Annotated in this window: 3 protein-coding genes; 1 reads left to right on the top strand and 2 read right to left on the bottom strand. The window is 72.4% G+C overall.

Going from position 1 to position 12,269, the window contains the following annotated elements:
* Nucleotides 1–2: 2 nt before the first annotated feature.
* Both ACFHYO_RS02190 and ACFHYO_RS02195 read right to left on the bottom strand, forming a co-directional pair.
* The gene (locus tag ACFHYO_RS02190; RefSeq protein WP_036703662.1) at nt 3–1,217 is read right to left on the bottom strand and encodes an NAD-dependent epimerase/dehydratase family protein; all 1,215 of its coding nucleotides are present in this window, start codon (nt 1,215–1,217) and stop codon (nt 3–5) included.
* Nucleotides 1,218–1,359: 142 nt separating this feature from the next.
* Nucleotides 1,360–3,000 carry an alpha-D-glucose phosphate-specific phosphoglucomutase gene (locus tag ACFHYO_RS02195; protein WP_394318055.1) on the bottom strand — a complete coding sequence of 547 codons (1,641 nt, stop codon included), beginning with the start codon at nt 2,998–3,000 and terminating at the stop codon, nt 1,360–1,362.
* Between the two features lie 254 nt (nt 3,001–3,254).
* Here ACFHYO_RS02195 and ACFHYO_RS02200 point away from each other — a divergent pair, with 254 nt between their 5' ends.
* Nucleotides 3,255–11,834, top strand: coding sequence for a glycoside hydrolase family 94 protein (locus tag ACFHYO_RS02200; RefSeq protein WP_394318057.1), 8,580 nt, complete (start codon nt 3,255–3,257; stop codon nt 11,832–11,834).
* The last annotated feature ends 435 nt before the right edge of the window (nt 11,835–12,269 follow it).

The following is a 12,269-nucleotide window of genomic DNA, read 5'->3' on the forward strand; positions in this document are numbered from 1 at the left end:
ACTCAGACCGCCTTGAGCCGCTTGCCCTCGGGGTCGTGGTCGACCCGCTGGGCGATGTCGCGCGTCCAGGCGCTGACCGCGGGCACCCGGGTCCGGTCGATGCGGTGGGCATATTTGCGCGCCACGTCCACCACCTCGGCCAGCAGCCCCTCCTGCAGGGTGATCGGGTTGAGGCCGAGCGACAGGAACTGGTCGTTCTTGACCAGAAGGTCGTTCTCGTCCGCCTCCTTGCGGGGGTTGGGCAGGAACTTCACCTCGGCGCCGGTCAGCCGCGCCACCAGCTGCGCGAGGTCGCGGACCCGGTGCGTCTCGGTCATCTGGTTGAAGATGCGGACGCGCTCGCCTGCCTTGGGGGCGTCCGACAGCGCCAGCTCGATGCAGCGCACGCAGTCCTGCAGGTGAATGAAGGCGCGGGTCTGCCCGCCGGTGCCGTGCACCGTCAACGGGTAGCCGATCGCCGCCTGGATCAGGAAGCGGTTGAGCACCGTGCCGTAGTCGCCGTCATAGTCGAAGCGGTTGATCAGCTGCTCATGCCGGCGCGTCTGGTCGGTATGGGTGCCCCAGACGATCCCCTGATGCAGGTCGGTGATCCTGAGCCCGTCGTTCTGGGCGTAGAACTGGAACAGGATCTGATCGAGCGACTTGGTCATGTGATAGACCGAGCCGGGGCGCGTCGGATACAGGATCTGCTGGGGTTTCTTGCCGGTCGGCGTATCGATCTCGATGTCGAGATAGCCCTCGGGGATCGGCGCCCCGACCGAGGAATAGCCATAGACCCCCATCGTCCCGAGATGCACGAGATGCGCGTCGATGCCGGTTTCCACCAGCGCCGCCAGCACGTTGTGGGTCGCGTTGACGTTGTTGTCGACGGTGTAGACCTTGTGGCGGTCGGTCTTCATCGAATAGGGCGCGGCGCGCTGTTCGGCGAAATGGATCAGCGCGTCAGGCTTGTGGTCCGCGAGCCACGCCTTGAGCCGCTCGTATTCGGTGGCGAGGTTCAGCAGGTGGAAGTGGATGGTGTTGCCGCTCTCCTGCTTCCAGATCCGGCAGCGCTCCTGGATCGAATCCATCGGGGTCAGCGACTGCACGCCCAGTTCGGTGTCGATCCAGCGGCGGCTGAGGTTGTCGACGATGTGGACCTCGTGCCCGAGGTTGGAGAGGTGCAGCGAGGTGGGCCAGCCCACGAACCCATCGCCACCGAGAACCGCGATCCGCATTGAGGTCATCCTTCTTCATCGGGTGCGCAGGGCGGCCCCAGGCCGGGTGCGCGCTGCCGCCCCACTTATGGCGACAGCGTGACGGTTTCACGACAACGCGGCAAGGGCGCGCCGGTTGCCAGCGTGGGGGGCTATGCCCCCCTCAGGTCGTCACGTCCGGCGCGTCGCGGCCGGTGTGTTCGCGGATCAGCGCCAGCGCGTCGGCGGCGGCGATCACGGGGGAGAGCGCCTCGGCGGGGTCGAGGTCGTGGCGGCCGCCCGGGCCCTCGTGCCGCTCGAGGTAGACGCGCAGCGTGGCGCCCTCGGTCCCGGTGCCGGACAGGCGGAACACCGCGCGGCTGCCGTCCGCGAACAGCACCCGGATGCCCTGCCGGGCCGAGGTCGAGCCGTCCACCGGGTCGGAATAGGCGAAATCGTCTGCCTCGGTCACCGTCAGGCCGGCGAAGGACTGCCCCGGCAGCGAGGCCACCATGCCGCGCAGCCGCTCGATCAGCGCGCTCGCGCGGGCGGCGTCCACGCCCTCGTAGTCGTGGCGGCTGTAGTAGTCGCGACCGTAGCGCGCCCAGTGATCAGCCATCACCGCGGCCACCGGCTGCTGCCGCGCGGCGAGGATGTTCAGCCACAACAGCACGGCCCAAAGACCGTCCTTCTCGCGCACGTGGTCCGAGCCGGTGCCCGCGCTCTCCTCGCCGCAGATCGTCACCCGGCCGGCGTCGAGCAGGTTGCCGAAGAACTTCCACCCGGTCGGCGTCTCGTAGAGCGCGATCCCCAGCGCCTCGGCCACCCGGTCGGCGGCGCGGCTGGTCGGCATCGACCGGGCGATGCCCTTGAGCCCGCCGGCGCAGGCCGGGGCGGCGGTCGCGTTGGCGGCCAGCACGGCGAGGCTGTCCGAGGGCGTGACATAGACCCCGCGGCCGAGGATCATGTTGCGGTCCCCGTCCCCGTCCGAGGCGGCGGCGAAGTCGGGGGCGTCCGCGGCGAGCATCAGCTCGACCAGGTCCCGCGCCCAGACCGGGTTCGGGTCCGGGTGGCCGCCGCCGAAATCGGGCCGCGGGACGGCGTTGACGACGGTGCCCGGGGCCGCGCCCAGCCGGCGCTCGAGGATCTCGGTCGCATAGGGGCCGGTGACGGCGTGCATGGCGTCGAAGCGCATGGTGAAGCCGCCCGCGAAGAGCGCGCGGATGGCGGGAAAGTCGAACAGCCGCTCCATCAGCGCGGCGTAGTCGGCGACGGGGTCGACGATCTCGACCACCATCTCGCCCAGCCGCGCCTCGCCCACCGCGCCCAGATCGAGGTCGGGGGTGTCGAGCGTGTGGTAGGCGTCGATGGTCGCGGTGCGGGCGAAGATCGCGTCGGTGACCGACTCGGGCGCGGGGCCGCCGTTCGGACCGTTGAACTTCATCCCGAAGTCCTCGTCCGGGCCGCCGGGGTTGTGGCTCGCCGACAGAATGATCCCGCCGTCCGCGCCGTTGAGGCGGATCAGATGCGAGGCCGCGGGGGTCGAGAGCAGCCCGCCCTGCCCGACGATCATCCGCGCGACGCCGTTGGCCGCCGCCATCCGCAGGATGGTCTGCACCGCCGCGGCGTTGCCGAAGCGGCCGTCGCCGCCGAGGACCAGCGTCAGCCCCGCCACCCCGCCGAGCGAGTCGAACAGCGACTGGGTGAAGTTCTCGAGATAGCCGGGCTGCATGAACTCGCGGGTCTTCTTGCGCAGGCCCGAGGTGCCGGGCTTCTGCCCCGCAATGGGACGGGTGGGCACGGTCCGGGCAGAGGGGGCGGTCATGGCGGGCAGCTCCTGTCGGTCATGTCGGGGTCGCCATAGCGCAGTCGGGCGGGGCGCGACAGGGGCGGCCGCGCGGGCCTGCGGCGGGGTCAAGGTCGAAGGCGACCGCGGGTGCGACAGTTTGCCCAGCCACCCGGCACGGGCCGGCGCCGCCGGGCCCCGGAACCCAGCGGAACGCCCGCCCGGTCCCGGTGCGGGCTTGTGCTTTCCGCAGCACCGGCACAGGTTTGCCGCTCAAGCCAGCAGGATCCGCCATGACGATGCCCAGCCCCCCCGCGCGCAGCCGCCGCCGCCGGTCCGCCCGCTCGAGCCTTGCCGAGGCGCTGCGCCTGCACCGGCGCGCGGGACGGGGGCGCAGCGATCTGCCGCGCGACTGGCAGGACGCGCCGAACCCGATCCGCTTCGACGTCTGGACCGGGCGCTCGCTCTACGACGCGGGGCGCGAGCTGGCGGCGACGCCGCGCCCCGACCTGCCCGACGCCCCCGCGCGTCCGGTGCGGCGGCTGCGCGAGAACCAGGACGCGATCCGGCGCAACTACCTCGACGGGGTGGCGGCCGAGGATGACGGGCAGGCGATCACCCCGGCGGCCGAGTGGCTGATCGACAACCACCACATGGTCGAGGAAAACCTGCGCCAGCTGCGCCAGGCCTTCGGTCCGAACTTCCTGGACCGGCTGCCGCGGGTGGCGCTGTCGGGCGGCGGGACGGCGCCGCGGGCGCTGCTGCTGGCGTGGTATTTCGTCGCGCTGACCAACTCGGAAATCACCGCCGACGACCTGACCAGCTTCCTGCGCGGCTACCAGTCGGTGCAGACCCTGACCATCGCCGAGCTGTGGGCGGTGCCGACTTTCCTGCGCTATGTGCTGGTCGAAAACCTGCGCCGCCTGTCCGACCGGGTGTCGCTGGCGCGCGAGCGGCGCAGCGCGGCGAACCGGATCGCCGATGCGCTGGCCGATGCCGAGGGCTCGGCCGCCTGCGCCGCGGTGATCGACCGCAACGCCGCGCTCGTCGTGGACGACACGGTGGCCGCGCAGCTCCTCTACCGGCTGCGGGACGGGGGGCCGGACAGCCAGGCGGCGCTGATGGCGCTCGAGCGGCGGCTCGGCGGGCCGCAAGCGGGCGAGCGGGCGGTGCAGACCGAATACGCGCGCCAGTCCTCGGGCAACGTGACGGTCGGCAACATCATCCGCAGCCTGCGGCGCACCGGCGAGATCGACTGGCTCGACTGGTTCGAGGGGGTGAGCCACGTCGACGCGCTGCTGACCCAGGCGACCGAGTTCGACCGCGTGGACCAGGGCACCCGCGCCAGCTACCGCGCCGCGATCGAGCGCATCGCGCGCCGCTGCGACCTGACCGAGACGCAGGTGGCGCAGCGCGCCATCGACCAGGGCCGCGCCGATGCCACGCAGGACCGCGCCGACGGGGGGGCCGCGCTGGCGCCGCTGTCGCCCGCCCTGGACCCCGCCCGCGCCCCCGCGCCGGGCCGCACCGAGGTCGGGCACCTGCTGGTGGGCGAGGCGCAGGCGGCCTTCCGCAAGAGCTGCGGCTATCGCCCCGGCTGGCGCGAGCGCATCGCCCTGCCCCGGCGGATGGTCGGCTGGTGGACGCTGGTCCTGACCCTCGCGGCGCTGACCGCGGTGCTGGTCGCGGCACTCTCGGGCGCGCTGCCGGCCGGGCTGCCGCGCTGGCAACTGGCGCTGCTGCTGACGCTCGCGGTGCTGCCGGCCTCGGACACGGCGATGCAGGCGATCGGCTGGCTCGCCGCCAAGGTGCTGACCCCGCAGCGCCTGCCGAGCTACGATTTCCGCGCCGGCGTTCCGCCCGAGGCGCGCACTCTGGTCGTGATCCCCGGCATGATCACCTCGATCGACGCCATCGACGAGCTGGCCGAGATGCTCGAGTCGCACTACCTCGCCAACCCGCTGGGCGACGTGACCTTCGCGCTGCTCACCGACTGGAAGGATGCCCCGACCGAGACCCTGCCCGAGGACCAGCGCCTGCTGGACCACGCGCAGGCGCGCATCGACGCGCTGGCCGAGCAGTATGACCACGGCGGCGTGCGGCGCTTCTTCCTGCTGCATCGGCGGCGGCTGTGGAACCCCTCCGAAGGCGCCTGGATGGGGTGGGAGCGCAAGCGCGGCAAGCTGACCGAGCTGAACAAGCTCTTGCGCGGCCACGCCGGCACCAGCTTCGTGCCGACCGGCCCGACCCCGCCCGAGGGCATCCGCTACGTGGTGACGCTGGACAGCGACACCCGCCTGCCGCGCGACACCGTCTCGGGTTTGGCGGGCAAGATGGCGCACCCGGTCAACCGGCCGGTGGCGCGCGCCGACGGGGTGGTGATCCGCGGCCACGCGATCATGCAGCCGCGGGTCACGCCCTCGCTGACCACGGGCGCCGAGGCGTCGGTGTTCCAGCGCATCTTCTCGGCCAACCGGGGCCTCGATCCCTACGTCTTCACCGTCTCGGACCTCTATCAGGACCTGCTGGGCGAGGGCAGCTTCACCGGCAAGGGCATCTACGACGTGGACGCCTTCGAGGCCGCCATCGACGACCGCCTGGCCGAGAACGCGATCCTGTCGCACGACCTGCTCGAGGGCAGCCTCGCCCGCGCGGCGCTGGTGACGGACGTCGAGGTGGTCGAGGATTTCCCGATCCGCTACGCGACCGAGGCGAGCCGCCAGCACCGCTGGACCCGCGGCGACTGGCAGCTGCTGCCGATGATCGTGGCGCCGGGCAATGGCCTGTCGGGGCTGGCGCGGTTCAAGATGATCGACAACCTGCGCCGCGCGCTGGTGACGCCCGCCTGGGTCGGGGCCTCCATCGCGGGATGGCTACTTCTGCCCGGCGAATGGGCGCTCGGCTGGCAGGCGGCGCTGATCGGGCTGGCGGCGCTCGTCCATATCCTGCAGGTCGATCTGCGGATCTTCAGCCCGCAGTACGGCGTCTCGTGGGACTATCACCTGCGCCACGTCCTGCGCGACGCGGCCGCCTATGTCACCCAGCTCGGGCTGCGGCTGGCGACGGCGGCGCACCGGGCCTGGGCCTCGCTCGACGCCATCACCCGGACGCTGTGGCGGATGACCGTCAGCCGCCAGCACCTGCTGGAGTGGACGACCGCCCGCGACGCGGGCCGTGCCGGCGGCGGGCCGCGGGCCGAATACCGGCGGATGATCGCCTCGCCCTTGATCGGCACGGCGGCGATCCTGGCCACCGCGGTGCTGAACCCGACCGCCCTGCCCGTGGCGCTCTTCGTCGGCGGGGTCTGGATCGCCGCGCCCTGGATCATGGAGCGTGCCTCGCGCCCGCTCGGGACCGAGGACCGGCTGGCCCTCGCCCCCGGCGACGAGGCCGAGCTGCGCCGCATCGCCCGCCGCACCTGGCGCTACTTTGAGACCTTCGTCAGCGCCGAGACGAACCACCTGCCGCCCGACAACTGGCAGGCGACGCCCAGCCCGAAACTGGCCGAGCGCACCTCGCCCACCAACATGGGCCTGTATCTCATGTCGGTCATGTCGGCGCATGACTTCGGCTGGATCGGGCTCGACAACGCGCTGGCCCGGATCGACGCGACGCTGGCCACGATGGAGCGGATGCCCCGCTTCCGCGGGCATTTCTTCAACTGGTACGACACCCGCAGCCTCGCCGTGCTGCCCGCGCCCTATGTCTCGGCGGTGGACAGCGGCAACCTGTCGGGGCTGCTGATCGCGCTGGCCGCGGGCCTGCGCGGCTGGGCCGACAACGCCCCCTCGGTGCGCCGCCGGCGGACCGTCGGGCTCGCCGACACGCTCGCCAACCTGCGGATGGAGCTCGACGCCCTGCCCGACGACCGCAAGAGCCTGCACGACCTGCGCGCCGCGCTCGACGGTGCCATCGCGGGGTTCGAGGGGGTGCTGGCGCAGACCGCCGGCGGGCCGCTGGCCGACCCGCTCGCCGCGGCGCAGCTGACGACCCGCGCGACCGAGATCGCCCGGCTCGCCGCCGATCTCGACGCGGCGATGGCCGACGAGGCCGGGGCCGAGGTGCTGGCCTGGGCGCGGGCACTGGCGCGCGACGCGGGCGACGTGATGGTGCCCGCCTCGGAAGGGCGCGAGTCCATCGACAGCTTCGTGCTGCGCACCCGGCTCTTGGCCGAGCGGGCGCGGCTGCTGGCGTTCCAGATGGACTTCGGGCTCTTCGTGCAGCGCGACAAGATGCTGCTCTCGATCGGCTACCGGCCGCAGGACGACCAGCTTGACGAAAGCTCCTACGACCTGCTCGCCTCGGAGGCGCGGCTGACCAGCTTCCTCGCCATCGCCAAGGGCGACATCCGCAAGGAGCACTGGGCGCGGCTCGGCCGCCCCTTCGCCACGGTCGGGCACCAGGGGGTGCTGCTGTCGTGGTCGGGCTGCATGTTCGAATACCTGATGCCGCCGCTGCTGCTCAAGGAACGGCAGGGCGGCATCCTCAACCACTCGAGCCGCATGGCGGTCGAAGTGCAGATGGAGTGGGGGCGCTCGCACGGGCTGCCCTGGGGGATCTCGGAGAGCGCCTTCAACGCCCGCGACCGGGACATGAACTACCAGTACTATGCCTTCGGCGTGCCGACGCTGGCGCTGAAGCGGTCGGGCGGCGACTACGTGGTGGCGCCCTATGCCTCGCTGATGGCGGCGCAGGTCCAGCCCGAGGCGGCGGTCAAGAACCTGCGCGCCCTGCAGGCGCTGGGGGCCGAGGGGCCCTATGGCTTCTACGACGCGGTGGACTTTGCCCCGACCCGGCTGCGCGACCGGCAGCGCCATGCGGTGGTGCGCAACGTCATGGCCCACCACCACGGGATGTCGATCATGGCCATCGCCAACACGGTGATGGACGGCATCCACCGCGAGCGTTTCCACGCCGACCCCGTCGTGCGCGCCTCCGAGCTGCTGCTGCAGGAGAAATCGCCGCGCGACATCACCCCGGTCACCCGCGCGCCCTCGGCCGAGGGGCTGGGGCGCGGCTCGATGCTGGCCGCGGGCGACACCCAGACCGCCGTGACCGAGCCCGGCCGGGCCGAGCGCGAGGTGGCGCTGATCACCAACGGGCAGTTCTCGACCATCATCAGCTCGACCGGCGCTGGGCGCGCCATGCTGGGCAAGCGGGCGCTGAACCGCTGGTCGCCCGACCCGACGCTGGATGACGGCGGCATCTTCCTCTTCATGCGCGACGTGCAGTCGGGCGAGTGGTGGTCGGCCAGCCACGCCCCCTGCTCGGGGCGCGACGAGCGGTCCTCGGTGGTGTTCTCGGACCACAAGGCCGAGTTCTTCAAGACCGCCAACGCCATCGAAAGCCGGATGGAGGTCATCGCCGCGACCGAGGGCAACGCCGACGGCCGCCGCCTGACGCTGCGCAACCGCTCGGGGTCCGACAAGACCATCGAGGTCACCTCGTACGGCGAGATCGTGCTGGACGACCCCGCCTCGGACCGGGCGCACCCGGCGTTTTCCAAGATGTTCGTCAAGACCGAGATCCGCGACGGCGGGGCGCTGATCGTGGCGACCCGGCGGCCGCGCGACCCGCGCGGCGCGGCGGTGCACCTTGCCCATCTCGTCGCCGGGCCGGACGGGGCGATCACCCCCTCGGCCGAGGCCGAGACCGACCGGCGCGCCTTCATCGGCCGCGGCCGGACGCTGGCCGACGCCGCGGCCTTCGACGCGGGCGCGTCGCTCGGCGGCTCGCAGGGCCACACCCTCGACCCGATCTTCGCCATCCGCCGCCGGGTCCGGGTGCCGGCCGGCAAGACCGTCTCGCTGACCTTCTGGACGCTGATCGCCGAGACCGAGGCCGACCGCGACCGCATGGCCGCCCACTACGCCCGCCCGGCGGTGTTCGAGCACGAGCTGCGGCTCGCCTGGACCTATTCGCAGGTCCAGCTGCGCCACCTCAACGTCACGCTGGACGAGGCCAAGCTGTTCCGCAGCTACGCCAGCCTGCTGATCTGGCCCGACCTGCGGCTGGCGGCGACGCCCAAGCGGCGGACCGAGCTGGGGCCGCAGGCCGACCTCTGGCCGATGGGCATCTCGGGCGACGACCCGATCCTGCTGCTCAGGACCGACGACGAGGCCGACCTGCCGATGATCCGCGAGGCGCTGCGGATGCACGAGTTCCTGCGCCACCGCGGGGTCGCCCACGACGTGGTGATCCTGAACGAGCGCGCCTCGAGCTATGTGCAGGACCTGCAGCACGCGATCCAGCAGCTCGTGGATGCGGCATGGCAGGCGGCCGGCCCCTCGGCCCCGCGCCGGGTCCATGCGGTCCGGCGCGACCAGATCAGCAAGGCGAGCTTCGACACGCTGGTCTCGGCGGCGCGGATCATGCTGCACACCCGCAACGGCAAGCTGGCCGAGCAGCTCGACCGGCTGCGCGAGGGCGCGCCCGCACCCGAGCGGGTGCCCACCCGCCGCCGCCTCGCGCTGCTGGACGAGATCCGCGGCCCCGGCCCCCGGCCCGACGATCCCCCAACCTCGCCGCTCAAGTTCTGGAACGGCTTCGGGGGCTTCTCGCCCGACGGGCGGGAATACGTGCTGCGGCTGGCCCATGACCGGCACACCCCGCACCCCTGGATCAACGTCATCGCGCGCGAGGATTTCGGCTTCCACGTCTCGGCCGAAGGGGCGCCCTACACCTGGGCGGTCAACTCGCGCGACTACCAGATCACGCCGTGGTCGAACGACCCGGTGACCAACCGCCCGGGCGAGGCGATCCTGATCCACGACCCCGAGACCGGGCGCACGGCGACCCCGTTTCTTGGCCTCTCCGACGACCGGGACGCGGTGCACGAGACGGCGCACGGGCTGGGCTATTCGCGCTTCTCGGGCGATTACGGCTGGGTCCGGGTCGAGGCGACGATGACGCTCGACCCGCGCCACCCGGCCCGGCTGACCCGGCTGACGGTGACGAACCGCACCGACCGCCCGCTGAGCCTGCACGGGGTGGCCTATGCCGAGCTGGTGCTCGGGACCGACCGCGCCCGGACCGCGCCGATGGTGCAGACCGGCTTCGACCCCGAGACCGGCGCCCACGTGGCGCGCAACAACTTCTCGACCGACTTCGCCGAGCGGCTGACCGCGCTGGCGCTCGACCGGCCGGTGGACGGGTTCTGCGGCGACCGCACCGCGTTCCTCGGCCGCGGCGGCGGGCTGCGCCGCCCGCAGGCGCTGGCGCGCTGGACCGAGGCCGAGGCGGCGGGCGACCCGTGTCTTGCGCTGCGCTGGGGGATCACGCTGGCGCCGGGCCAGTCCGAGACCGCCACGCTGGTGCTGGCCAACGCGCCGGCCGACGCCCTGCCCCAGGTGCTGGCCGAGACCCGCACCGAGGGCGCCGTGGACCGCGCCCTCTCCGCCCAGTGCGACGAGTGGGACCGGGTGCTCGGCACGCTGCAGATCGAGACGCCGGACGAGCAGCTGAACCTGATGGTCAACACCTGGCTGCCCTATCAGGCAATCACCTGCCGGGTGCGGGCGCGCACCGCCTTCTACCAAGCCTCGGGCGCCTTCGGCTTCCGCGACCAGTTGCAGGATACGAGCGCCCTGCTGCTGCAGGACCCCTCGCTCTGCCGCCGCCAGATCCTCAACGCCGCCGCCCGGCAGTTCCCCGAGGGCGACGTCCAGCACTGGTGGCTGCCGCGGACCGGCGCGGGCGTGCGGACGATGATCTCGGACGACGTGGTGTGGCTGGGCCATATCACCGCGCTCTACGTCGCGGCGACCGGGGACGCGGCGATCCTTGACGAGCCGGTGCCGTTCGTCGCCGGGCCCGCGCTCGAGCCGGGCGAGCACGACCGGTTCTTCGTGCCCCAGCCGGCGGGCGAGGCGCCGCTCTATGACCACTGCGCCCGGGCGCTGGACCTCGCGGTCGAGCGGACCGGCCCGCACGGTCTGCCTTTGATCCTCGGCGGCGACTGGAACGACGGGATGAACCGCGTGGGCGAGGCAGGGCGCGGCGAAAGCGTGTGGCTCGGCTGGTTCCTCTGCGACACCATCTCGAGCTTCGCGCCGCTCGCCCGCGCCCGCGGCGACGCCGCCCGCGCCGCCGCGTGGGAGGCGCACGCCACCCGCGTCGCCGCCGCATTGGACGATGCGGGCTGGGACGGCGCGTGGTATCGGCGCGGCTATTTCGACGATGGCACCCCGCTGGGGTCGGCGGCGAGCGCCGAGTGCCGGATCGACTCGATCGCCCAAAGCTGGGCGCTGATCTCGGGCGCGGGCCGCGCCGACCGGGCGCTCGACGCCGTGAACGCGGCGCTTGGGCAGCTCTTCGACCGGGACGGGCAGCTCTTGCGGCTGTTCACGCCCGCGTTCCAGAACACCGACGCCGAGCCGGGCTACATCAAGTCCTACCCGCCGGGCGTGCGCGAAAATGGCGGCCAGTACACCCACGCCGCGGCGTGGATGGTCTATGCGCTGGCCCGCAGCGGCGACCGCACCCGGGCCCACTGGCTGCTGACGGCGCTGAACCCGATCAACCACGCGCTCGACGCGCGCTCGGCCGAGATCTACCGGGTCGAGCCCTACGTCGTCGCCGCCGACGTCTACGCCGGGCGCGACAAGATCGGGCGCGGCGGCTGGACGTGGTACACCGGCTCGGCCGGCTGGGTCTACCGCGCTGCGGTCGAGGGTCTGCTCGGCATCGCCCGCCACCCCGAGGGCGTGACGCTGACCCCGGGCCTGCCCGACAGCTGGTCCAGCCTCTCCGCCACCCTGCGCCGCGAAAATGGCGAGCCGATCCGCATCGAGGTCCGCCGCGCGGGCTCGGGCCTTGAGGTGACGGCGAACGGCGATCCCGTGGGGGCGAACGAGGTGTTGCGGTTCGGATGAGCAGGTCCGGTGCGGCGCGGCGCATAGTCCGCCGCGCCGCCTCGGGGCTCGAGGTGACGGAGAACGGCTAGATCGTCGCAGCGGACGAGGTGTTGCGGTTCGGGTGAGCCGGGCGCGGTGCGGCGCGGCGCCTAGTCCGCCATCGGGGTGTGACGCGGGGCTCCAGGCTGCCGAAAACGGGAGTCCTCGCCGCGACTGCGCGCCCGGTAGGGGAGCCGATGTTGTTGATCCGCCTCGTTGGGGCGGCGCTTGGTTTGGGTCAACGGTTAGCTCATCTACCGGGACGAAGTGTTGCGGTTGAGCCGAGGGATTGCGGTTGGTGTCGAGCAGTTCGAGGTTGCCGATCACCGGCAACTCGTTCAGCCCGCCATAGACCCCATCGTTCAGGAACAGCGCGACGCATCGATCCTGGGTCGGATCACCCGCCCTCGGGTG

This window comes from Paracoccus panacisoli, assembly GCF_042435015.1.
Taxonomy (GTDB): Bacteria; Pseudomonadota; Alphaproteobacteria; order Rhodobacterales; family Rhodobacteraceae; genus Paracoccus; species Paracoccus panacisoli.

What these genes read in the sequence shown, in the direction of transcription:
- ACFHYO_RS02190 (WP_036703662.1), bottom strand. Translation starts at nt 1,217, where the DNA reads ATGCGGATCGCGGTTCTCGGTGGCGATGGGTTCGTGGGCTGGCCCACC.
- ACFHYO_RS02195 (WP_394318055.1), bottom strand. Translation starts at nt 3,000, where the DNA reads ATGACCGCCCCCTCTGCCCGGACCGTGCCCACCCGTCCCATTGCGGGG.
- ACFHYO_RS02200 (WP_394318057.1), top strand. Translation starts at nt 3,255, where the DNA reads ATGACGATGCCCAGCCCCCCCGCGCGCAGCCGCCGCCGCCGGTCCGCC.